General features: G+C 63.7%; 20 protein-coding genes. 13 read left to right on the top strand and 7 right to left on the bottom strand.

Annotated features, from left to right (window positions below; genetic code table 11):
- Positions 1-28: 28 nt before the first annotated feature.
- From V6B08_RS01155 to V6B08_RS01140, 4 genes are all read right to left on the bottom strand, one after another.
- Positions 29-856: an ABC transporter permease gene (locus V6B08_RS01155; RefSeq protein ID WP_341977253.1), complete on the bottom strand. Its 828-nt coding sequence runs from the start codon at positions 854-856 to the stop codon at positions 29-31.
- 3 nt (positions 857-859) lie between these two features.
- Positions 860-1,660: an ABC transporter ATP-binding protein gene (locus V6B08_RS01150; RefSeq protein WP_341977251.1), complete on the bottom strand. Its 801-nt coding sequence runs from the start codon at positions 1,658-1,660 to the stop codon at positions 860-862.
- 54 nt (positions 1,661-1,714) lie between these two features.
- Entirely contained in the window at positions 1,715-2,782 is a 1,068-nt protein-coding gene (locus V6B08_RS01145; protein ID WP_341977249.1) for an ABC transporter substrate-binding protein, read from the bottom strand.
- Between the two features lie 255 nt (positions 2,783-3,037).
- Entirely contained in the window at positions 3,038-3,823 is a 786-nt protein-coding gene (locus V6B08_RS01140; RefSeq protein WP_341977248.1) for an SDR family NAD(P)-dependent oxidoreductase, read from the bottom strand.
- A gap of 150 nt (positions 3,824-3,973) precedes the next feature.
- Here V6B08_RS01140 and V6B08_RS01135 point away from each other — a divergent pair, with 150 nt between their 5' ends.
- Genes V6B08_RS01135 through V6B08_RS01075 form a run of 13 tightly spaced genes read left to right on the top strand, consistent with a single transcriptional unit; the run spans position 3,974 to position 18,812 of the window.
- Positions 3,974-4,654 (top strand): TetR/AcrR family transcriptional regulator, encoded by a 681-nt coding sequence (locus V6B08_RS01135; protein ID WP_341977246.1) that lies wholly within the window; start codon positions 3,974-3,976, stop codon positions 4,652-4,654.
- Positions 4,655-5,818 (top strand): acyl-CoA dehydrogenase family protein, encoded by a 1,164-nt coding sequence (locus V6B08_RS01130; RefSeq protein WP_341977244.1) that lies wholly within the window; start codon positions 4,655-4,657, stop codon positions 5,816-5,818. It abuts the gene before it with no gap.
- Complete coding sequence (locus V6B08_RS01125; protein ID WP_341977242.1) at positions 5,818-6,603, top strand: ABC transporter ATP-binding protein; 786 nt, start codon at positions 5,818-5,820, stop codon at positions 6,601-6,603. Before V6B08_RS01130 ends, V6B08_RS01125 begins: the two co-directional genes overlap by 1 nt.
- A 2-nt stretch (positions 6,604-6,605) precedes the next feature.
- Positions 6,606-8,555, top strand: coding sequence for an AMP-dependent synthetase/ligase (locus V6B08_RS01120; protein WP_341977240.1), 1,950 nt, complete (start codon positions 6,606-6,608; stop codon positions 8,553-8,555).
- Positions 8,552-9,451 carry a branched-chain amino acid ABC transporter permease gene (locus tag V6B08_RS01115; protein ID WP_341977238.1) on the top strand — a complete coding sequence of 300 codons (900 nt, stop codon included), beginning with the start codon at positions 8,552-8,554 and terminating at the stop codon, positions 9,449-9,451. Before V6B08_RS01120 ends, V6B08_RS01115 begins: the two co-directional genes overlap by 4 nt.
- Positions 9,452-9,453: 2 nt before the next feature.
- On the top strand, positions 9,454-10,506 hold the full coding sequence (locus V6B08_RS01110) for a branched-chain amino acid ABC transporter permease (protein WP_341977236.1): 1,053 nt from the start codon (positions 9,454-9,456) through the stop codon (positions 10,504-10,506).
- A gap of 53 nt (positions 10,507-10,559) precedes the next feature.
- Complete coding sequence (locus V6B08_RS01105; protein ID WP_341977234.1) at positions 10,560-11,756, top strand: ABC transporter substrate-binding protein; 1,197 nt, start codon at positions 10,560-10,562, stop codon at positions 11,754-11,756.
- 39 nt (positions 11,757-11,795) lie between these two features.
- A complete protein-coding gene (locus V6B08_RS01100) occupies positions 11,796-12,593 on the top strand; it encodes an ABC transporter ATP-binding protein (RefSeq protein WP_341977232.1) in 798 nt (265 codons plus the stop codon).
- Positions 12,594-12,595: 2 nt separating this feature from the next.
- Positions 12,596-13,813, top strand: coding sequence for a phenylacetate--CoA ligase family protein (locus tag V6B08_RS01095; RefSeq protein WP_341977230.1), 1,218 nt, complete (start codon positions 12,596-12,598; stop codon positions 13,811-13,813).
- Between the two features lie 25 nt (positions 13,814-13,838).
- Complete coding sequence (locus V6B08_RS01090) at positions 13,839-15,440, top strand: carboxyl transferase domain-containing protein (protein ID WP_341977228.1); 1,602 nt, start codon at positions 13,839-13,841, stop codon at positions 15,438-15,440.
- Between the two features lie 11 nt (positions 15,441-15,451).
- Positions 15,452-17,491: an acetyl/propionyl/methylcrotonyl-CoA carboxylase subunit alpha gene (locus V6B08_RS01085; protein WP_341977226.1), complete on the top strand. Its 2,040-nt coding sequence runs from the start codon at positions 15,452-15,454 to the stop codon at positions 17,489-17,491.
- Entirely contained in the window at positions 17,491-17,958 is a 468-nt protein-coding gene (locus V6B08_RS01080; protein WP_341977224.1) for a MaoC family dehydratase, read from the top strand. The genes V6B08_RS01085 and V6B08_RS01080 overlap by 1 nt, the downstream gene beginning before the upstream one ends.
- A 5-nt stretch (positions 17,959-17,963) precedes the next feature.
- Positions 17,964-18,812 carry an HpcH/HpaI aldolase/citrate lyase family protein gene (locus tag V6B08_RS01075; RefSeq protein WP_341977222.1) on the top strand — a complete coding sequence of 283 codons (849 nt, stop codon included), beginning with the start codon at positions 17,964-17,966 and terminating at the stop codon, positions 18,810-18,812.
- Between the two features lie 3 nt (positions 18,813-18,815).
- Here the strand turns inward: V6B08_RS01075 and V6B08_RS01070 are convergent, their stop codons facing one another.
- The 3 genes from V6B08_RS01070 to V6B08_RS01060 are packed head-to-tail and all read right to left on the bottom strand — an operon-like array spanning position 18,816 to position 22,202.
- Positions 18,816-19,826, bottom strand: coding sequence for a DUF1513 domain-containing protein (locus V6B08_RS01070; RefSeq protein ID WP_341977220.1), 1,011 nt, complete (start codon positions 19,824-19,826; stop codon positions 18,816-18,818).
- Positions 19,807-20,826, bottom strand: a complete 1,020-nt coding sequence (locus V6B08_RS01065) for an imelysin family protein (protein ID WP_341977218.1) — start codon at positions 20,824-20,826, stop codon at positions 19,807-19,809. Before V6B08_RS01065 ends, V6B08_RS01070 begins: the two co-directional genes overlap by 20 nt.
- A complete protein-coding gene (locus tag V6B08_RS01060; RefSeq protein WP_341977216.1) occupies positions 20,823-22,202 on the bottom strand; it encodes a di-heme oxidoreductase family protein in 1,380 nt (459 codons plus the stop codon). The genes V6B08_RS01065 and V6B08_RS01060 overlap by 4 nt, the downstream gene beginning before the upstream one ends.
- Positions 22,203-22,207: the final 5 nt, after the last annotated feature.

The raw sequence follows: 22,207 nt of genomic DNA, 5'->3' as shown, positions 1-22,207 counted from the left end.
CTTCTTGCTCATAATCAAATAGCCATACTCAGTTTGCGCGCCAGCGGCTCAGCAGCCGGTCCAGCGCCTGCTGCCCTTTGGTAAGCAGAATGCCCAGGATCGCCAGCAGCAGCAGGATGGCGAAGACCTGGCCGGTCTCGAGGATCTGGCCGGCAAGATTGAGCTTGGCGCCAAGGCCGTAGCGCGCCGTCTGCATTTCGGCCGCCACCACCAGGATGATGGCGATGCCAAGTGCCAGGCGCAGGCCGCTGAAGATGCTGGGGATTGCCGCCGGCAGCACCACCTTGCGCAGGATCTGGCTGTGGCTGGCGCCGAGGTCGCGCGCCGCCAGCACCAGGCCCTCGTCGCATTGCCGCACGCCGAGAATGGTATTGACCAGGATCGGGAAGACGCAGCCCAAGGCGCTCAGCACAATCTGGAAAGCGTCGCCACTGCCAAGCCAGATGATCAGCAACGGCACCAGTGAAATTTTTGGCAGCGGATAAATCGCGGCAACGAAGGGATCGAGGATGGCGTTCATCCGCTTGGATGTGCCCATCAGGATACCAAGGCCGACACCGACGAAACTGGCGAGGAAGAAGCCGCCGAAAATGCGGTAGAGCGTGACATAGAGGTCGTAGAGCAGCCCCTTGTCGACGAACAGCTTGTAGAGCGTTACCACGACCAGCGACGGTGCCGGCAGGTACAGCTCCGGAATCTTCGAGATGTCGACGAAGGCTTCCCACACCACCAGCGACAGGATCAGCGCGATGGGGCCATAGAGGCGGTATTCGTCCTTCAGCCGCTGGTTGGCATAGGCTGCTTCGTCGTCCTGCTGAACCTGGCTGGCCTTGATCGGATCGTGCTTCTCGGTCATGGCTTACGCACCTGCCAGCATGGATTTTCTCACTTCATCACGCAGCAGGCCGTAGATGTCGGAGAAATACTTGCCGAAGGCCGGGTTGTTCTGCGTTTCGATGCCGCGCGGACGCGGCAGGTCGATATCGATATCGGCGGCAATGCGGCCGGGCCGCGCGGTCATCACCAGCACCTTGTCGGCCAGGAACACCGCTTCCTCGATGCTGTGGGTGACCAGGATCACCGTCTTGCGGCTTTGCTCCACCACCGTGGCGAGTTGTTCCTGCAGGTAAAGCCGGGTCTGCGCGTCCAGCGCGCCGAACGGCTCGTCCAGCAGCAGCACATCCGGCGCCTGCACCAGGCCGCGCGCCAGGCCGACGCGCTGTTTCATGCCGCCGGAAAGCTGGCCCGGAAAATGGTTCTCGAAGCCGGAAAGCTCCACCGCCTTGATCGCTTCCGCCGCGCGGCGATAGCGCTCCTCCTTGCCCATGCCGCCCAGCTCGAGGCCGAAAGCGACATTGTCGAGCACGGTGCGCCAGGGCAGCAGGTTGAAGGCCTGCCACACGGTCGCCATCTGCGGCGCCGCGCCATAAGTCGTGTTCTGTCCCGACTGATACGCGAAGCTGATCTTGCCCTGGCTCGGCTCGAGCAGGCCGCGCAGCATCAGCAGCAAAGTGGATTTGCCGCAGCCGCTGGGGCCGACAATTGCCGTCACCTTGCCGGCCGGGAAGCGGCAGTCGACATTGCTCAAGGCCAAAGTCGGTGGCCGTGTCTTGCTCAGCCAACGATGGGTCAGCCCCGAAACTTCAATCGCCTGCAGCATCCCGCACCTTAGTACCGACTGGAAACGCCTATCCGGATCAGATTCCCGATCCGATCAGATGAATGGGTTCTTGTCCTCGAGGCGCTTCTTGGCTTCGCGCACGGCACCGAGATCGAACAGGCTGTCTTCCGGCACCGGCCGCGCCAGCAGATCGGTCTTGTCCTTCCAGAACATCTGCTGGTTCATGATCGACTGCACATTCGGGATGCCATCTGGTGTCATCTGGGTCCAGCGCGGGCGGCATTCATCGATCACTTCCGGCTCCAGGCCGGTGCCTTCGGCAATGATCTTCAGCACCTCCGGGTTGCCGTTCTGCGCCGCCGCGTTGAATTCGGCATTGGCATGCAGGATCGCCATGATGAAGCGCACCACCGCCGAATAGCGCTCGGCAAGGAACTTCTGGCTGGCGGCACGGCAGGCCAGCACGAAATTCGGCGCGATCTCGTCGCTCCAGGTCACCACCTTGCCGACGCCGCGCTTCTGTGCCGCATAGGCGCCGGGCAGCGGAATGTTGATCACATGCACGCGCTCGGCCGGCATCAGCGCCAGGCTGTTGCGGGTATCCAGGCCCCACTGCCAGCTCACGTCATCCGGCGTCAGCCCGGCACGCTCCAGCGCCGTGTAATGCAGGTACTGCGCCACGGCGCCGCGCGTCGAAACACCGAAATTGCGGCCCTTGGCGAATTTGTAGCCGGCTAGGTTGGTGAAGCCAGCGGCGTAGGTCTCGTTGCTCACCAGGATGGCGTTCGAGCCCATCCCTGGGCTTTCGCGGCCGCCTTCCATGATCAGACGCACCGGGGTGCCCTTGGCCATCAGGTTGAACAGGCCGGCGCTGATCGTGGCGCCGGTGATGTCGAATTCGCCTGCCGCCAGGCCCGGCATCGCCTGGGCCTGATCGATGAAGCTGGTGGAGGTGACGTCGAGGCCCACTTTCTTGAAGTAGCCCTTGGCCTGGGCGATGAAATACGGGCCGGCCGAGACATAGGGCGCATGGGTGGTGCGCACGCGGGTCGGCTCGAAGAAATTGGTCTGCGCCATCAAGTAGGGCATCGGGAACAGGCTCGCGGCGGCAATCGCCGTCGAGCCGGTGAGAAGCTGCCTGCGGTCAATCTTGCGAAACATGTCGGTCCCCTCTGCCGGTTGGGAAATGCGCCCAAACGCCCCGTGGTCCCGATTTAGCCGCCCTCAGCGGTCATGGCGCCTGCAACGCCTCGGCCACGATGTGTAATACATCGTAGCCCCATAAAAGCAGAAATGTATACTTCTTTTTTCAAAAGCGGCCGGTGTGTGTCCACAATTGAGTCGCCCCCTGCCGCGCACGCCATTGGTGAAGCGCCATTACGGGCGGCGGGCGGCAGGCGGCAGGGGGCTTGTGGCTCAGGCCGCCGAGATGCCGCCATTGACGCTGATGGTCTGGCCGGTGAGCCGTGCGGCAGCGGGGCTGGAGAGAAACGCCACCACGGCGGCGAGGTCATCGGGCACCACCACGCCTAGCTTGGCCAGGCCTTCCGCCTTGGCAAAAAGCTTGCCGGCAAAGGCATCGCTCATCAGCGCATCATAGAGCGGCGTATCGCGCACGATGCTGGGGGTGAGGCAATTGACGCGGATGCCGCTGCGTTTTGCTTCGATGGCCAAGGCGCGGCAGAACATCACGATCGCCGCCATCGCCGCGCCGATGCAGACCTCGCCGGGTGTCGCCACTTTTGCCGCGTCGGAGGCGATGCAGATGATGCTGCCGCCACGCTGCGCCATCATCGCCGGCAGGGCGGCCCGCACCGGCAGCAGCACGCTGGCCGACGTGCCGCCGATGATGCGCGGCAAGTCGGCCAGCGGCGTTTCATGCAGCAGGCGCGGCATCGGGTCGCCACCGGCGCAGCTCAGCAGCGTGTCGATGCGCCCGAACGCCGCCAGGCAGGCCTGCACTGCCGCCTCGGCGCCTTCCGGCTGGCCGAGATCGGCGGCACAGAATCGGATATCGGCGCCGGGGAATTCGGCTGCCAGGGCGGCCTGGGCTGCCGTGCCGCGTTCCGGCTTGCGGCCGACCAGCATGATTTTTTTCACCCCCTCGGCCAGTAAGGCCCGTGCGCTGGCCAGGCCGATTCCGGCCGTGCCGCCACAGAGCAGAGCAACTTCTTCCCGGCGATCCGCCATTTTCTTGGTCATGATTCTGGGTTCCCTCCTGATTTAAGGCTCATTGTGAACATACAGTAACTAAAGTTTCTAGTGTTGCATTCTCGGTTCTTACGTGTAACTATCGGCACGAATCAGGCAAGATGGCGCTTTGACAGCCACTCACCCTGGTTCGGAGGAAAGATGACCAAGTGGGCCAACGCGGTGCCAAGCCGCGCCGAGCAAACCGACAACAAGCGGAAAGCGATCATCCGCGAAGCCGCCCGCGTGTTTAACCGCCGCGGCAGCCACGGCACGACGCTGGACGACGTCGCCGAGCGCCTGGGCGTCACCAAGACCGCCCTCTATCGCTATGTGAACAACAAGAACGACCTGCTCTGCGCCTGCCACGAAGAGGCGATGGAGATTGCCAACGAGCATCTCGCCATCGGCATGCGCGAGGGCCGCAATGGCCTGGAAAAAATCCGCATCGGCATGACCGGCTACCTGCGCACCGTGATCAGCGACCTGGGCGTCCCGGTGCTGATCCTGGAAGAGAACGCGCTGGCCGAAGGCACCGCCGGCCCGATTATCGCGCTGCGCGATGCTTATGAAAAACAGCTCCGCGAACTGGTCGAGGAAGGCATCCGCGACGGCAGCATCCTGCCGGTGAACCCGAAGATGGCGGTGTTCATGCTGCTGGGTGCCGTGCACTGGGTCACCAAGTGGTACTCGCCCGATGGCCCCTGGACCGCTGATCAGGCTTCCGAAGCACTGATCGATCTGGCCCTGCGCGCTTTCACCGCCAATCCCGGCCCGGCCCTGCAGGCCGAGCTGCATCAGGTTCTAACCCCCTTCACATCACCGAGCATAAGAGGCGATTAGATGAACTTCGAACTCACGCAGGATCAGCAGAATCTGCAGGCCAAGGTCAGGGAATTTGCCCAGGCGGAAATCGCGCCGCGGGCCGAGGAACTGGACCGCACCGGGGAATTCCCGGCCGACCTGTTCAAGAAGCTTGGTGATCTTGGCGTGATGTCGATCCCGTTCCCCGAGGAACTCGGCGGCATGGGCCTCGGCGTGTTCGATGCAGTTCTGGCGCTGGAAGAAGTGGCGCGCGCGGATCAGTCGCTCGCTGTCTCGGCTATGGTCAGCATGGCCACCGGCCTCACCCTGGCCCGTTTCGGCACCCGCGAGCAGGCGGAGAAGTGGCTGCCGGAAATCGTCACCGGCCAGCGCATGTGCGCCATTGCCGGCACCGAGCCGGATGCGGGCAGCGACACGGCGGGCTTCAAGACCCGTGCGCGCGAGATCTCTGGCAACCGCTGGATGATTAACGGTGAAAAGGCCTACATCACCAATGCCGGCACCGAGCTTTCGCTGTTCACCCTGCTGCTGACGGTGAGCAGCCCGGCCGAGGCCGCGACCAAGAATTACACCCTGTTCCTGGTGCCGAACGATCAGCCCGGTTACACGCGCGGCCCGAAATACCGCAAGATGGGCTGGCGCTCCTCCGATACCCGCCCGCTCTATTTCAGCGATTGCGAGATCAGCGGCGACTATGTTGTCGGCCAGCCGCATAAGGGCCGCTTCGTGCTGCACAAGGGTTATCAGGCGGCGCGTCTTTTCCTTGCCACCTGTTCGCTGGGCCTGGCCCAGGCCTGCCTCGATCACTCGATCAAGTATGCCCAGACCCGCCAGGCTTTCGGCGGTCCCATCGGCAAGCTGCAGATGATCCAGGACATGGTGGCAGAGATGGCGCTGCTGGTGGATTCGGCACGCCTTGTCACCTATCGCGCCGCCTGGGGCGTCGATAACGGCCACCACAATCTGATGGATCTCTCGATGGCCAAGTATCATGCCACCGAGGCTGGTTCGAAATGCGCCAATCTGGCGGTGCAGATTCATGGCGGCTGGGGCTTCATGGATGATTGCCCGGTGTCGCGCTACATGCGCGACAACCGCGTCTGCACCATCGGCGACGGCAGCTCGCAGATTCAGAAACTGCTAATCGCCCGCGAATGCGGCCTGGATGTCAGTTTCGGCTGATGTCCACCGCTCCCGCAGATAGCGACCTCGTACTCGAGGCGCGTGATCTGAACCTGCGCTTTGGCGCCGTCGAGGCGCTGAAGCAGGTCTCGATCCGTGTCCGCCCGCGCGAGATCCATGCCATCATCGGCCCGAACGGTGCCGGCAAGTCGAGCCTGCTCAACTGCCTGTCCGGCTTCTACCGGCCGCAGACCGGTGCGGTGCATTTCCAGGGCCGCGACATCACGGCTCTGGTGCCGAACCGGCGGGCCGCCGCCGGCATCGGCCGCACCTTTCAGGGCATCCAGACCTATCCCAGCATGACAGCGCGGGAAAACATCCTCACCGGTTTCCATAACCGGATGCGCACCGGGCTGCTGGATGCGTTGCTCTATTGGGGCCGCGTCTCGCGCGAGGAAGCGGCATACGCCGCCAAGGCCGAGGAAATCATCGAGTTCCTGGAACTCGAGGAACTGCGCCATGCGCCGGTCGGCGACATGAGCTACGGCCTGCGCAAGCGCGTCGATCTCGGCCGTGCCATCGCGCTGGATCCCGAGGTGCTGATCATGGATGAGCCGATGGCTGGCATGAATCCGGAAGAGAAGGGCGATCTGGCCCGCTACATCCTGGATATCCGCGATGCCCGTGCCATCCCCATCGTGCTGGTGGAGCATGACATGGAAGTGGTGATGGATATTTCCGACACCATCACGGTTATTGATTTCGGCCGTGTCATTGCCGTCGGTACGCCGGCGGAAGTGCGCAGTGATCCGGCGGTGATCGCCGCCTATCTGGGGAAGGAATAGCGATGCAGAGTTTGCGCGCCACCCCGGTCAATGACAGCCGCAATGCCGCCGGCCGCACCCTGCCGCAATTGCTGCGCGACCGTGCTCGTGAATTTGCCGCCAAGCCGGCGATCCGCAGCAAGCGCGCCGGCATCTGGCGGATGCATGACTGGAGCGAAGTGAACCGCCGGGTACGGCTCTATGCCCGTGGCCTGGCCGGCAGCGGCCTCAAGCGCGGCGAGGTACTGGCGCTGGTATCCGAGAACATGGAAGAGCAGTTCCTGCTCGAACTCGCGGCGCATTGTCTCGGCGCCCGCACGGTTTCTGCTTATCCCGATGCCTCGGTGGATGAACTCGGCTACCTGCTGGAGCATTCCGAGGCGGCCATGGTGGTGGGCGAGGATCAGGAACAGGTCGACAAGATTCTTGCCATCCTGCCGCGCGCCCCGGCGATCCGCGCCATCTTCCATATCGATGGCCGTGGCCTGTGGGACTACAAGCAGGACAAGCTGCATCCCCTGGATATCCTGCTCGAGCGCGGTGCGGCACATCGTGACGATGCCTGGCTGGATGCCGAGATCGATCAGGGCCGGCAGGATGATGTCGCGGTCTATTGCTACACGTCGGGCACCACCGGGCGCCCGAAAGGCGCGATGCTGTCGCATGCCTTTATTCTCGATAACGCCTATCGCCTGATGGGCACACTCGGCACCGAACCTGGCGCGCGATACCTGTCTTACATTTCCCCGGCCTGGGCTGCCGAGCAGTATTTCGGCATCGGCCTCGCCTTACTGGCGCCGATGACGCTGTATTACGCCGAGAAACCGGAGACGGTGCAGAGCGACCTGCGCGAGACCGGGCCGCATTATCTCATGTTCACGCCCCGGCAGTGGGAAATGCTCGCCTCCAGCGTCGAGGCGCGCATGATGGATGCTGGCACGCTGCGCCGCTGGCTGTTCGCCTGGGGCGTGGCGCAAGGCCGCAAGCGTGCCATGGGAAAGGGCAACTGGCTGGACCGGCTGCTGCTGGCGCCGCTGGCCGATCTGCTGATCCTGCGTGGCGTGCGCGACCTGCTCGGGCTTTCCGAAGTGCGCGGTGTGCTTAGCGGCGGCTCCGGTCTTTCGGCGGAATTGTTCCTGCGCTTCCATGCTTTCGGCGTGCCGCTCGGCAATCTCTATGGCTCCACCGAACTCGGCCTGGTCTCGGCGCATCGCCGCGGCTCGCATTATCGCCCGGAGACCATGGGCGAATTGATGCCCTGCGATCCCAGCATTGCCGAGCCGATGGAAGCCTGGGTGGATGAGCAGGATCAACTTCGTCTGCGCCTGCCGGCCTTCTCCGGTTACCTGAAGAACGAGACCGCGACCCAGGAACTAGGCCAAGTCGCGAATGGCTTCGCCACCGGCGACGCGGTGCGGCTGGATGAGCGCGGACAGTTGATTTTCCTTGACCGCCTGAAGGACATGCGCCGGCTGCGCAGCGGCCAGTCCTATCCGCCCCAATTCATCGAGAATCATCTGCGCGCGGCCTCGATGATCCGCGATGCCATCGTAATTGGCGATGCCGAGCGCGATTTCGTCACCGCCCTGGTGAATATCGATAGTGAGATCGCTGGCCGCTTTGCGGAATTGAAGGGTCTGGCCTACGGCACTTTCACGGAGCTGAGCCAGTTGCCGGAAATCCGCGCTGAAATTGCCGCGATCATCACCAATGTGAACCGTCTGGTGGCGCCGGGGGCGCGGGTGACGCGTTTCGCCACCCTGCCAAAGGAACTGGACGCCGACGAGTCTGAATTGACGCGCTCGCGCAAGCTGCGCCGCGAGGCGATCCATGAACGCTACAACGATCTGATCGAGTCGCTCTATCAGGGCGCCAGCCATTGCGACAGCGAGATACAGGTCAAATACCAGGATGGCAGCGTCAGCCGTCTGCGCGCCCGGGTGGCGGTGAATGTAGTGGGGGCAATGCCATGATCAAATTCCTCCAGGTACTGATCGACGGTACCCTGGTCGGCCTGGTCTATGGCCTGGTCGCAATCTCCTTCGTGGTGATCTACCGCGCCTCGAAGATCGTCAATCTGTCCCAGGGAGAGGTGCTGGTGTTCGGCGCCCTGTTCCTGTGGACCTTCACGCTCGGCATGAAAGCCATCGGCTTCAATGTGCCGCTCTGGCTCGGCCTGCTGATCACCATTGCCGCCTGCATCGCCTTCGGCCTGCTGCTGGAACGCTTCGTGTTCCGGCCGCTGATCGGGCAGCCGGCTTTTGCCATCTTCATGGCCAGTATAGCGTTGCTGGTGATGCTGCGCGGTACGGCACAACTTGTCTGGACCGCGGAAACCCGGCCTTTCCCGGCTTTCCTGCCGGGAGGCGCGTTGCAGCTTGGCCCCTTCGTGGTCACCACCAAGCTGCTGATCGGTGCGATTTTCACGATCCTGCTCACCATCGGCCTGCATCTTTTCTTCACCCGCTCGCGGCGCGGCCTGCGCCTGGCGGCGGTGGCTGAGGATCACAACACGGCGCTCTCGCTCGGTGTCTCGGTGCGTGGCGCCATTGCGGTGGCCTGGATTCTCGGCACCGTGGTTGCCACGTTCGGCGCCATCGTCTTTCTTTCTGGCCGCATCGTATCCCTGGAAGTCGCTGCCATCGGCTTCAAGGCATTGCCCGTCGCTTTGCTTGGCGGCCTTGAATCGATCCGGGGTGCGCCGCTGGCCGGTGTGCTGATCGGCATCGGCGAGGCGGTAGCGATGACCTATCTCGACCCCCTTACCAACGGCGTTGCCTCCAACGTACTGCCCTTCGTGGTGATGATCGGCGTTCTGCTGATCCGCCCCCAGGGTCTGTTCGGTTGGAAGAAGATCGAGAGGCTCTAAGCATGCTCCCGACCGGCATTCATTTCAGTTCCTATACCGGCGAGGCGGCGATCCTCAAGACCGGCCGCGCCAGGCTCGGTGTTGCCGTGCTGCTGCTCGCCCTGGCAACATTGCCGCTGCTTTCCGGTCCCTATCTGGTCGGCATTGGCACCCAGATATTCATCACCCTGATCGCAGTCTATGGCCTGCATGTCACGGTCGGCATGGCCGGGCAGATCAATATCGCGCAATCGGCCTTTGTTGGTGTCGGTGCTTTCGCCGCCGCCAAGCTCAGCAGCCTCGGCCTGCCTTTCTGGGCCGTGCTGCCCTTGAGTGCCATCATCACCGGCCTGGTCAGCGTGTTGTTCGCGCTGCCGGCGGCGCGGGTGAAGGGGTTCTATCTGGCGCTCACCACGCTGGCGGCGCAGGTGCTGTTTCCCATCGTCATTCTCGGCCTGCCGCAGGACTGGCTCGGCGGCCTTGTCGGTCTGCCGGTGCAGCCGCTCAGCATCGCCGGCTACAATATCGGCTCGCCGAAGCAGTTCTATTATTTCACCTTCGTGCTGATGCTGTTGTCGAGCTATGCGGTGTTCAACCTGCATCGCAGCCGCTTGGGCCGCGCCTTCAAGGCGGTGCGCGACAACGACGTGGCAGCCGAAGTCATGGGCATTCCGGTGCTGCGCTACAAGATCACGGCGTTCTTCGCCGGGTCGTTGTTCGCCGGCATTGCTGGGGCGTGTACCGCATGGTTCCTACAGTTTGTCACCATCGAGAGTTTCACGCTGTTCGCCTCGGTCTGGTATCTCGGCATGCTGATCGTCGGCGGCGTGCACAGCCCGGTTGGCGCCATTCTCGGCGTGGTCTTCATCACGCTGTTCCAGGAAGGCCTGCATGAAGTGGCAACCATGGTCATGCGCGGTCAGTCCCATGCCGTTGGCGGCGCGGTTTTCGCCACCACCAATATCGTGCTCGGCGCCTGCATCCTGCTGGCGCTGATCTTCGAACCGCGCGGCTTGGCGCATCGCTGGTCGGTGCTCCGGGCTGCGTTCCAGCTATGGCCGTTCCCACGCCAGTGAGCGCGGCACTAGAGCAGGGGCCGTCGGCCTCTCAATAAAAACAGGAGGAAACAATGGCGTTCAGGACCACTTTTGCTGCGGCAGCGATGCTGGCCGCGGTTTCACTGCCCGCCTATTCGGCGGAGTACACCATGTCGGCCTCGGCCGACTTCTCCGGCCCCTTCGCCGACGTGATGCCGAATGCCATGTCCGGCATCGAAAGCGTCACCGCTTGGTGGAACAAGGAAGTCGGTGCCAAGCTCGGCGTCAAGGTGAATATCAAGATCTACGACATGCGCTATGACGCTGCCGTGATCGCCCGCACCTGGCCGACCATTCTGTCGCGCGACCAGCCGATCATGCATCTCGGCTTCGGCTCGCCCGATCTCACCACCCTGATGACCCGCCTGCCGAACGACAAGGTGCCGATGCTGATCGGCACCGCGATGGTCAGCATGGTGTGGAAGCCGCAGGGTTGGCATTTCTCGATCCGCCCGACCTACAGCCATGAATTCGTTGGCCTGCTGGATTACCTGCAGAAGAAGCAGGGCGGCAAGCTGAAGATCGGCGCGGTCTCGACCCAGACGGCGGCCGGCTTCGTCGATCAGGTCAAGGGCGTCGAAAAATTCGCCGCCACCTATCCGGACCGCTTCGAGGTAGTGGATACGCAATGGGTGGCTGCCAGCCCGGTGTCGATGACCAGCAACATCCGCGCCATGCTGGAGAAGAAGCCGGATGTCATCCTGGTGGGTGGCACCACGGCCCAGGTCACCGCCACGGCGGCGGCGCTGGAAGAACTGAATGCCAAGGTGCCGATCATCAATTCGACCCATAACGGCCTTACCGAGGTCGCCAAGGGCTATGATCTGAAGAAGATGAACGGTTCCTATTCGGCCTTCTCGTTCACGCCGGACAATCAGCCCAAGCTGCCGCTGCGCGATATCTATGAAGCCAACAAGGTCGGCAACGGCCAGTGGGGCATCATTACCACGCAGTCCGCGGCCCAGGCTTTGCTGGCGCTCCGCGTGCTGGAAAAGGCCGTTGCCAAGGTCGGCAAGGACAAGGTGACCGGTCAGGCGATGTATGACGCCCTGCTCGCCAACAAGTTCACCGAGCAGGAATTGCTCGGCGTGCTGCCGGAGCTGGATTTCGACGACAGCGCCCCGTTCCCGATCGGCGCCATCAAGGCCAAGGCTCAGGTGGTGGTGGATGGCAAGATCCAGCCGCTGACCGAGGAATGGCTGCCGGTTCCGGCTTTCGAGAAGTGGTGAGTTGATAATGGTATTGCGCAGCATCCGGGAGACGCGGCCATGGGATTGACCCTGACCAATGTCGATGTCGTCTATGGTGGCGTCATCCAGGTGCTGCGCAGTGCCAATCTTGAAGTGCCCGACGGCAAGATGGTGGTTCTGCTTGGCTCCAATGGCGCCGGCAAGACCACCACGCTGCGGGCGATTTCCGGCCTGCTGCATGCCGATCTCGGCGAGGTGACGGCCGGCGACATCGTTTTCAACGGTGAAAACCTCACCAACCGCGACCCGATCTCGATTTTCGACAAGGGCATCGTGCAGGTGCTGGAAGGCCGCAAGGTGCTGGAGCACCTCACGGTGGAGCAGAACCTGCGCATCGGCGCGCATCGCCGCAGCGACCTCGCAGCGGTGAAGCGCGATCTCGAGCGCGTCTACCATTATTTCCCGCGTCTGCCCGATCTGCTTGGCCGTACCGCCGGCTATCTCTCGGGCGGCGAGATGCAGATGCTGCTGATTGGCCGTGCCCTGATGGCGGCACCGAAGCTGCTGATCCTGGACGAGCCTTCCATGGGCCTGGCGCCGATGCTGGTTGAGCAGCTATTCGAGGTGATCGGTCGTATCAATCGCGAAGAAGGCATGACCGTGCTGCTAGTCGAGCAGAATGCCCGTGCCGCGATCAAGCAATGCGATTATGGCTATGTCATGGATGGTGGCCGCATCGTGCTGCATGGCACGCGCGCCCAGCTCGAGCAGAACCAGGATGTGCAGGAATTCTATCTCGGGCTTTCGATCGGCGAGGAGCGGCGCAATTTCCGCGACGTGAAGCATTACCGCCGCCGCAAGCGCTGGCTGGGCTGAACATGGCCGACCGCTTTCATCATATCCGCGAAGTATACAGCGACGCCGCTGCGCTGGCGCCGGCTTTGCGCCGCCGCTTCGAGGCGGCTGGCTTGTCGCCGGCGGATATTGTGAATGCGGCAGCATTGTCGCGGCTGCCAGTGCTGAAGAAGGAAGCGCTGATGGCGGCGCAGCAGGCCGAGCCGCCCTTTGCCGGCTATCTCGCCTGCGGCCTTCAGGAAATCGCTCATATATATGTGTCGCCGGGACCGATCTTCGAGCCGTCGCTCAAATCCGACGAAACCGGCCATGGCATGGATTACATGTTCCGTGCTGCCGGCCTCGGCCCAGGCGATCTGGCGCTGAACACCTGGGCCTATCATCTGGTGCCGGCCGGGCTGCTGTTCGATCAGGGCCTGCGCCATGTCGGCGCCGGCGTGATTCCAGGCGGCACCGGCAACAGCGATCTGCAAGCCGACCTGCTGTTGAAACTGCCGGTCACAGCTTTTCTCGGCTCCACGGCCTTTTTCCAGACCCTGATCGAGCGGCTGGAAGGCGAGGGGCATAAGCTGCCACATGCCTGGAGCCTGCGGCACGCCTTCCTTGGCGGTGAATTCGGTGACTGGTCGGCCAAGCGCCGCCGGCTGGAAGAAACCTACGGTATCAAAATCTGGTCCTGCTATGGCACCGCCGATTTCGGCCTGATCGGCTATGAGGAAGCGGGCAAGGATGGCTACAGCATCCATCCTGAGCGCTTCGTGCAGATCTGCGACCCGGAAAGCGGTGCGCCGCTGCCCCAGGGCGAAGCTGGCGAAATCGTCGTGACGACACTGTCGCGCGGCTGGCCGATGATCCGCTTCGGCACGGGCGATGTTGCGATAGCGACGGAAACCGCCAGCGATGGCGGTGCGGCGCGGATCAGCGCCCTTCAAGGCCGTGTCGGCCAAGCGGTGAAGGCGCGCGAAATCTTCATCTATCCCAGCCATGTCGAGGCTTTGCCGCGTCGCGTCGCGGGCCTTGCGCGGGCCGTGGTGGAAGTGGGCAGCACAGGTCATCGTGATGCCATTACGGCCAGGATCACACTTGCCGGTGCGGCAAGCGAGGCAGCGGTAACACCTTTGCTACGCCAGGCTTTCACCAGCCTCACGCGCCTGCAACTCGACCATATCGAAATCGTCCCCAGCGATACCCTTCCCGCCGACGCGCCATTGTTGCGCGATCTGCGTCACGCCTCCCCATGATTCAAGCACAAGAATAGGTCACACCATGGCCATCCTCTCCAGCAGTATCGATACCGGTTCCGCTGCCTTCAAAGCCAACAAGGCCGTTTATGACGGCCTGCTCGGCACCTTGCGCGAACGCTATGCCTGGGCTTTGGCCGGTGGCGGCGAAGCCATGGTCAAGCGCCATCGCGAGCGTGGCAAGATCATTGCCCGTGACCGCATCGACCTGCTGGTCGACCCGATGTCGCCATTCCTTGAACTCTCGCCGCTCGCTGCCTGGGGTCTCTACGACAACAAGGTGCCCGCCGCCGGCCTGGTCACTGGCATCGGCTGTATCCGCGGCACCATCTGCATGATCATCGCCAACGATGCCACCACCAAGGGTGGCTCGTTTTTCCGCGAAACCATCAAGAAACATATCCGCGCCCAGGATATCGCCTTCGAGAACCGCCTGCCGATTGTCTATCTGGTCGATTGCGGCGGCGCCAACCTGTCCCAGGGCGATGAGGTGTTTCCGGATCAGGATCATTTCGGCGGTGCTTTCTATCGGCAATGCCGCATGTCGGCTGCCGGCATCCCACAGATCGCCGCCGTGTTCGGCGAATGCACGGCGGGCGGCGCCTATATCCCGGCGCTTTCCGACGAGGTGGTGATGGTGGCGGGCAATAGCAGCGTGCATCTCGGCGGGCCGCAGATTGTCAAAGCAGCGATCAAGGAGATCATCGACCGCGACAGCCTGGGCGGCGCGGAAATGCACTCCACCGTTTCCGGCGTCTCGGATCATTTCGCCCGCGATGAACTGGAAGCCATCGCCAAGACCCGCGATATCGTCGCCGCGCTCAAGCGGGCGCAGACCATTCATGCCGTGGTGCAGCCGGCAAAGGCGCCGCTTTATGATGCCGCCGATATTCCTGGCATCGTCGGTGCTGATCTGACGCGGCCCTTCGATCAGCGCGAGGTGATCGCGCGGCTGGTCGATGGCAGTGAATTCCATGAATTCAAGCCACTTTATGGCAACACGCTCGTCTGTGGCTTTGCCCATATCCAGGGCCTGCCGGTCGGCATCATCGCCAATAATGGCGTGCTGTTCTCCGACTCCTCCCTGAAGGGCGCGCATTTCATCGAGCTCTGCGACCAGCGCCAGATCCCGCTGCTATTCCTGCAGAATATCACCGGCTTTATGGTCGGCTCGGAAGCTGAGCGCGGTGGTATCGCGAAGAATTCCGCCAAGCTGGTCTATGCCGTATCCAATGCTCGGGTGCCGCGCTATACGCTGGTCACCGGCGGCTCCTATGGAGCCGGCAATTACGGCATGAGCGGTCGCGGTTTCCGCCCGCGCTTCATGTTCATGTGGCCGAATGCCCGGCTTGGCACCATGAGCCCGGATGTCGGCAGTTCGGTGCTGATGGATCTGCGCCGCTCCAGCATTTCGCGCAATCCGGCCAGCGAGCAGGAACTGGCAGCCTATGAGGCCAAGCTGCGGCAGATGTTCGATGAGCAGTCGAACCCCTATTACTGCACGGCGCGGCTCTGGGACGATGGCCTGATCGAGCCACAGGATACCCGTGGCGTGCTCGGCCTCTGCCTCGCCATCGGCGCCATGCAACCGCACGATACCGGCAATCGGCCGGTCTACCGGATGTGAGGGAGAGGATCATGTTCGCATACTCCCCTCGTCCGATCCGTTCCGTGCTGGTCGCCAATCGCGGTGAAATCGCCGTGCGCGTATTGCAGACTTGCAAGCGTCTGGGCTTGCGCGGCCTGGCGGTCTATTCCGATGCCGATGCAGAGGCGCCGCATGTGCGGCTGGCCGATGCCGCCGTCCGTATTGGCGCGGCGCCCGCCCGGGATAGTTACTTGAGCATTCCAGCGATCATCGCTGCCGCGCAGCAGCTTGAAGCTGATGCAATCCACCCTGGCTACGGCTTTCTCTCGGAGAATGCCGCCTTCGCGCGTGCCTGCGAGGCTGCCGGTCTGATTTTTGTCGGCCCAGCGCCCAAGGCGGTGGCGGCGATGGGGTCGAAGATCGAGGCCAAGCGCATCGCGGAAGCCGCCGGCGTGCCTACGGTGCCGGGCTATCATGGTGATGCCCAGGATGCGGCGACGTTGCTGGCGGCGGCGAAGCAGATTGGCTTCCCGGTGCTGATCAAGGCCTCGGCCGGCGGCGGCGGTCGCGGCATGCGGCTGGTCGAGCGCGACGCCGATTTCGCTGCGGCACTGGAAGCCGCGCGCAACGAGGCGCAATCGGCCTTTGGCGATGCCAGCGTGCTGCTGGAGAAATACATCCGCAGTCCGCGCCATCTGGAAGTGCAGTTGATCGGTGACCGCCGGGGAAATCTGCTGCATCTGTTCGAGCGCGATTGCAGCGTACAGCGCAATAACCAGAAGATCCTGGAGGAGGCGCCGGCGCCGAACCTGCCCGACATCGCACGCCAGCGACTATTCGCTGCGGCGCTGAAGCTCGGCCAGGCTATCGGCTACGATTCCGCCGGCACGGTAGAATTCATCATGGAAGCCGGCGATGAGCAGCCGTATTTCCTGGAAATGAACACCCGCCTGCAGGTAGAGCATCCGGTCACGGAAGCGATCACCGGCATCGATCTGGTGGAATGGCAGCTTATCGCCGCGGCCGGCGAGGCTTTGCCGTTGACCCAGGAACAGATCCGGGTCCATGGCCACGCCATCGAGGCGCGGCTTACCGCTGAACGTCCCGATCTCGGCTTTCAGTCGGTGACCGGTCGTATCGCCCATATCGCCGGCCCGTCGGCCTTGCGCTTCGATAATGGTGTCGCGGATGGCAGCGAGATCGGGCTTTACTATGATTCGATGCTGGCCAAGCTGATCGCCCATGGCCGCACACGGGAAAGCGCGCTCGACAAGCTGGAAGGCGGCCTGCGCGGCCTTGCCCTGCTGGGCCTGCCGAGCAACCAGCTTTTCCTGCGCGACGCGATACGTCAGCCGCTGTTTGCCGAGGGGCGTGCCACAACGCGCTTCATCACGCAATCCTATCCCGATGGCTGGAAGCCCGATGCAGCCGAACTGCGCCTGTTGCGCGCTGCTGCGCTGGCGGCCTGGTGCAGCCCCGGCGCGCAGCACCCGCAACAGGGCCCGAATGGCTGGACCAATCCGTGGCTGCTGCGCGATCCGCTGCGTGTGACGGCAGCAGCGCGTCCAGTCCTGGTCACGGCCTTGCTGGAAGATGAATACGGCAGCGTGGAGATGGAGTTGCATCAGGGCCGTGAGGGCGCGGCAGCGGTGATTGATGGCGAGCGCGTGGCGATTGGCGCTGTTGCTGCCGGCGCCGATTGGTTGAGCTTTGCGCCGCAGGGGACGCCGGAGCGTCTGGTTTGCCGCCGCGAAGACGGCAAGCTGCTGATTGCGCGTCAGGGTCTGGCGATTCAGGCGAAAATTGTCCTGAAAAGCGAAGCGCCGCGCGCCCAGGAGGCGGAGACCGCCAATGGCAACCGCATCACGGCGCCGTTGCATGGCCTCGTGGCGCAGATCTACGTCAAGGTCGGCGACCGTGTCGAGGCCGGCATGGCCGTAGCGCAGATGGAAGCGATGAAGCTGGTGCACACGCTTGCCGCGCCGCAGGCCGGTGTGGTGGCGAGCATCCGTCATGCCGCAGGCGATATCGTGCCGGCTGGTGCCACATTGATCGAGATTGACCTGGCAGTAGAAGAGGAGACACGCTGATGGCCGGTTTATGGTTTGAAGAGTTCAAGGATGGCATGGTGTTCAATCACGAATGGACCCGCACCATCACCGAGGCCGACAATATGTGGTTCTCGCTGCTGACCATGAATACGCAGCCGTTGCACATTGATGCGCATTATTCCGCCAAGTCAGAATGGGGCAAGCCGCTGGTCAACAGCCTGCTCACGCTTGGCCTGATGGTCGGCATGTCGGTGAACGACACCACTTTCTGCACCACGCTGGCCAATCTCGGCATGACCAATGTGAAATTCCCCAAGCCGCTATTCCAGGGTGATACCGTGCGCGTACGCACCACGGTGTTGAACAAGCGCGAGAGCAAGTCGCGGCCCAAGGAAGGCATTGTCACTTTCTTCCATGAAACCTTCAATCAGCATGGCGAGATGGTGGCGAGCTGTGAGCGTCAGGCACTGATGCGCAAGAAGCCCGTCGATCAGGCGAAAGCCTGATTGCGATGCGCTCGCTGCTTTTCGCCCCCGGTGCCTCGGCCAAGATGATGGCCAAGGCACTGACCGGCGATGCCGATGTGGTGATCCTCGATCTCGAGGATTCGGTGGCGCCGGACGCCAAGGCGGCAGCGCGCATCGCCGTGGCCGAAGCTCTGGCGACGCCACGCCGGCCGGAACAGCGGCTCTATGTCCGCATCAATCCGCTGGATGGCGGCTGGCATGGCGATGATCTGGCGGCGGTGATGCCAGCGCGGCCCGATGGCATCATGCTGCCGAAGCCGGAAGGGCCGCAGGATGTCGAGCGGCTGTCGCGGCTGCTGGCCGGACTGGAAGCACCGGCGGATGCCGGGCGGACCCGCATTATCGCGATCTGTTCGGAAACCGCTGCCGGCACGCTGTCGCTGGCGGCGCAATCCTGGAAACATCCGCGTCTCGCCGGCCTGCTCTGGGGTGCGGAAGACCTCGCTGCTGCCATCGGCAGCAGCGGCAACCGCGATGCAGAGGGCCATTACACCGCGCCATTCCAACTGGCACGTAACCTCTGCCTGTTTGCCGCCCGCGCCGCCGGCGTGGTGCCGATCGACGCGGTCTACACCGATATCCGTAACCCGGAAGGCCTGGCGGCGGAAGCGGGCGTGGCGCGGCGTGATGGCTTCAGCGCCAAGGCGGCGATCCATCCGTCGCAGGTGGCCGTCATCAACACAGCCTTCAGCTACACGGCAGCGGAGATTGCCTGGGCGCGACGCGTCGTCGATGTTTTACAGGATGGTGCCATCGGTGCGGCGCAGCTCGATGGCCAGATGGTGGATGTGCCGCACCTGCTGCAGGCGCGGCGGATTCTCAGCAACGCTTGAGTCTTAGCCCGCCAGGGCGTGCAGGTGATTATCCCAGGCGATGGCATGGCGCCGCTGGCTGCCATCGGGCAGCAGCAGGTCGCCGCGCCCGCCACTGAGGGCGAAACCATCCCGCAAGGCCGTCACCCCGCAGATATCGGGCAGACGCAACACGTTGCCGGCAGGATGCAGCACAGCCTGGCCACCGAGCGGTGAGGTGACGCATAGCTTCTCTTGCCCCAATGCGGCAACAGCGCCGCAATAGCCGCGCATGCCGCCCTGCTCGGTGCCCAGCGCGGCCCAGCGGATATCCGCGCCGTGCCAGAAAGCCAGCAGCGGCACGGCCGGGTCGGCGGCACCGCGATCCTGTGCTGCCACTGCCACGCTGCCATCGGGTAGGGCCGCCATATGGCGCAGGCTGAGGCGGCGCAATTCCGCCGGTACTTCTGTTCGCGCCAGCATCGCGCCGGTCCGCGGATCAAGCCGTACCAGATTGGAGGGTTCCAGCGCGTCGCCGCCATTCGCGACCACCAGTGCGCCCTTCACGAGCAGCAATTCATGCGGATCGACACCACCGGTCGGCCAGAGCGCGGTGCGCTGCCCGGTCTTGGCATCGAGCACGGCGATACAGCCCTGGCCATCGGCGTCGCTGGCGGTTGCCGCCAATCTCGCGGCATCGAGATAGATGACATGGCCGCCATAGGCGAGTTCATCGCAGGGCCAGATTTCGCTGTGGCCGCTCACAAGATCAAGCTGCAGCAGCCATTGTCCTGGCCGCCGCGCGGAGATCACGGCATGTCTGCCATCCGGTGCCATGGCCATACCATGGCCGCGTCCTGGCAAGGTGTGGCGCCACAGCACATCGCCTGTCGCATCCAGGCCGAAACTGGCCTGACCTTCGGCATCGCCGCCACAGGCCAGCAAGACCAGGGATGTCTCAGCCATCGCTGCGGCGCCAAACAGCGGTAGTGCGGCTAGGCCGAGCAGCAGGCCGCGCCGGCTCGGTGCAATCGCCTCAGTCGCCATCGAGCGCATTGAAGCCCACCTGTATATCCAATGCCGGCGCCAGCTTTTCCGCCAGCAGATTTTTCAGCGCCCCGGCATCGGCGCGCAGCTTGTCCAGCATCGCGCGCTGCGCCGGATTGGCCAACGCGCTTTCGAAATCAAGGCCGTGCGTGCGCTGGGCCAGATCCTCGAAGCGCCGGCTGAGCTCGGCTGCCTGGGCCTTGTCGGCAAGGTTTGGCGCGATGGCCTGGGCAAAGAGATCGCGTGCGGCGGCCAGATTGATGGCGATGGCGGCACCGGACTGGCCGCTGCGCCAGTATTCCGCGGCCATCGGCTTTTGCTCACGCGGTGTCTTGCCAAGTGGTCGCGCCAGTTTGTGGTCGGCCACCAGTTCGATGGCGGTATGCAGCGATTTGAACAGGTCCTGCGTTGCCTCGTCCGGTCCGGCATAGACCACCAGATTGCCCTTGGCGGCGATGAACTGCTCGGCATAGCCGCGACCGGCGCCCCAATCGGCGCGGACATCGCTTGCCATGGTGGCGAGGTTGCTGGCCGCTGCCTGCACCCATTGGCAGCGGAACGGCTCTGCCCGCAACTTGGTCACTTCCGCTGCATCGAACAATTCGCGCTCCAGTGCCGTGAGGCCCTGGACCGCGATGGAGCCGATGCCGAAATCCGGCAGCTTGCCGGCAGCGAAGAGTTCAGCCATCTGCCGTGCCACGCTATTGCGCGGATCGGGCCAGTAGGCGAAACGCTGCAGCCGGTTGAACAGCAGCACCGGGCCAAAACGGATATGCTGCAGGTTTTGCCAGGCGAGGTTGGCCTGGCGCCAGCCCTGGCGCAGTGTGTCAAGATCGTCGCAGCCCTTGGCCGCGTTGGCGGCGAAAGCCTGGGTTGCCTGTTGCAGGGCATCAAGGCGTGGCAGGATATGTTTCTCCACTGCCGCCTTGTTGATGGCGGCATAGTCCGGCGCGGCATGGGCTGGCAGGGTGAACAGCAGCAACAGCGTGGCAAGCCAGTAGCGCATCATAGCGACTCCAGGAAAGCGAGCAGGGCATCGCGGTCGGTCTTGCGCATGGCGATCACGCGGTCGCGTGCCTTGGCCGCTTCGCCGCCATGCCACAGGATCGCCTGCAGCACGCCATCGGCGCGGCCATCATGCAGCAGGAAATCGTGGTCGTTCACCCGCCGGGTCAGGCCCAGGCCCCAGAGCGGCGGCGTGCGCCAGAGCCGGCCATCCGGGCCGGCATCAGCCAGTTCATCGCCCATGTCATGCAGCAGCAGGTCGGTATAGGGCCAGATCACCTGGTTGGCGAGTTCGGGCCGGTCTTCCGATGGGCCGGTGACATGGCGCGGCACATGGCAAGCCGCGCAGCCGATATCGCCGAACAGTTTCTGGCCACGGCGAACCTGTGGCGCATCAATGCCCTCGCGCGCCGGCACGGCGAGATTGCGGGCATAGAAGACGGTGAGGTCGAACAGCTTCTGCGGCACTTCCACACCATCATCGTCGGCGCCATCAGGCGCGGCGCGGCAGGTCGCCTGCACTGCCGTGCAATCACCGAAGCCATCACGGAATACCGGTGTCGAAAGCCCCATATCGTTGAGAAAGGCGATGGCGGTCTGGTCGGCGATGCTGGCGGCATTGGCTTTCCAGCCGAAACGACCGAGCAACTGCGTGCCATTGTTGGTCGGACTCGCCACTAGGTGGGCGCGGCCACGGATTCCGTCGCCATCCTTGTCGTCCGGGTCGGCGCGGGCAAGGATGTCGGCTTCCGGGATCAGTTCCAGCAGGCCGACGCCGATCATCGGCGGCGCGATGCGCGGCGACAAAGTGGTGGCCGGGTCGATGGCGCCATAAGCCAGCTCGCGCAAGTCATATTGCGGCTGCTGCAGGGTGACGCGCATGCCGTCAGCAAGTGTGACGGTGCGCGGCTTGCGGCTGATATGCACACTGGCCTCGGCGTCGAAGCCCTGGATGGCAAAGGTCTGCAATTGCTTGCCATAGATCGGATCGGGCGTGCCATCGGGCCGTGCCAGGGCAAACAGCAGTGAGGAGGGCTGTTCCTCCGGCCCGGGCGGCCGGCCGCGACCGTCCTTGAGATGGCAGGCTTGGCAGGCACGGGCATTGAACAGTGGTCCCAGGCCATCGGAACTGCGCGTGGAGGAGGGTGCCGCCACCCAGAGCTTGCGGAACACGCCGTCGCCGAGCTTGAAATCAAGCTGTCGCGCGAAGGAGAGGTTGCCCGACGGATTGGAAAAGGCCGAACGGTTGCGCGGCCCCTTGCTGGTTGCCGCGCCGCCCGGTTTGTCTTCGCCCTGATGCGTCGTATCGTTGGCAACTGCCGCACTGATGGCAGTGCCGCCTGCCAGCAGCGCCACCAGCAGCAGCGCTATCGGCGGCATCGGTC

Source organism: Ferrovibrio sp. MS7 (genome assembly GCF_038404985.1).
Taxonomy (GTDB): Bacteria; Pseudomonadota; Alphaproteobacteria; order Ferrovibrionales; family Ferrovibrionaceae; genus Ferrovibrio; species Ferrovibrio plantarum.
Note: the sequence above shows the minus strand (reverse complement) of the source record. Positions and strands in the feature narration are given on the sequence as shown.

Coding starts and splice junctions, on each gene's coding strand:
- V6B08_RS01075 (WP_341977222.1), top strand. CDS start 17,964: ATGCGCTCGCTGCTTTTCGCCCCCGGTGCCTCGGCCAAGATGATGGCC.
- V6B08_RS01125 (WP_341977242.1), top strand. CDS start 5,818: ATGTCCACCGCTCCCGCAGATAGCGACCTCGTACTCGAGGCGCGTGAT.
- V6B08_RS01115 (WP_341977238.1), top strand. CDS start 8,552: ATGATCAAATTCCTCCAGGTACTGATCGACGGTACCCTGGTCGGCCTG.
- V6B08_RS01120 (WP_341977240.1), top strand. CDS start 6,606: ATGCAGAGTTTGCGCGCCACCCCGGTCAATGACAGCCGCAATGCCGCC.
- V6B08_RS01135 (WP_341977246.1), top strand. CDS start 3,974: ATGACCAAGTGGGCCAACGCGGTGCCAAGCCGCGCCGAGCAAACCGAC.
- V6B08_RS01145 (WP_341977249.1), bottom strand. CDS start 2,782: ATGTTTCGCAAGATTGACCGCAGGCAGCTTCTCACCGGCTCGACGGCG.
- V6B08_RS01070 (WP_341977220.1), bottom strand. CDS start 19,826: ATGCGCTCGATGGCGACTGAGGCGATTGCACCGAGCCGGCGCGGCCTG.
- V6B08_RS01140 (WP_341977248.1), bottom strand. CDS start 3,823: ATGACCAAGAAAATGGCGGATCGCCGGGAAGAAGTTGCTCTGCTCTGT.
- V6B08_RS01085 (WP_341977226.1), top strand. CDS start 15,452: ATGTTCGCATACTCCCCTCGTCCGATCCGTTCCGTGCTGGTCGCCAAT.
- V6B08_RS01090 (WP_341977228.1), top strand. CDS start 13,839: ATGGCCATCCTCTCCAGCAGTATCGATACCGGTTCCGCTGCCTTCAAA.
- V6B08_RS01150 (WP_341977251.1), bottom strand. CDS start 1,660: ATGCTGCAGGCGATTGAAGTTTCGGGGCTGACCCATCGTTGGCTGAGC.
- V6B08_RS01155 (WP_341977253.1), bottom strand. CDS start 856: ATGACCGAGAAGCACGATCCGATCAAGGCCAGCCAGGTTCAGCAGGAC.
- V6B08_RS01080 (WP_341977224.1), top strand. CDS start 17,491: ATGGCCGGTTTATGGTTTGAAGAGTTCAAGGATGGCATGGTGTTCAAT.
- V6B08_RS01095 (WP_341977230.1), top strand. CDS start 12,596: ATGGCCGACCGCTTTCATCATATCCGCGAAGTATACAGCGACGCCGCT.
- V6B08_RS01065 (WP_341977218.1), bottom strand. CDS start 20,826: ATGATGCGCTACTGGCTTGCCACGCTGTTGCTGCTGTTCACCCTGCCA.
- V6B08_RS01105 (WP_341977234.1), top strand. CDS start 10,560: ATGGCGTTCAGGACCACTTTTGCTGCGGCAGCGATGCTGGCCGCGGTT.
- V6B08_RS01110 (WP_341977236.1), top strand. CDS start 9,454: ATGCTCCCGACCGGCATTCATTTCAGTTCCTATACCGGCGAGGCGGCG.
- V6B08_RS01100 (WP_341977232.1), top strand. CDS start 11,796: ATGGGATTGACCCTGACCAATGTCGATGTCGTCTATGGTGGCGTCATC.
- V6B08_RS01130 (WP_341977244.1), top strand. CDS start 4,655: ATGAACTTCGAACTCACGCAGGATCAGCAGAATCTGCAGGCCAAGGTC.
- V6B08_RS01060 (WP_341977216.1), bottom strand. CDS start 22,202: ATGCCGCCGATAGCGCTGCTGCTGGTGGCGCTGCTGGCAGGCGGCACT.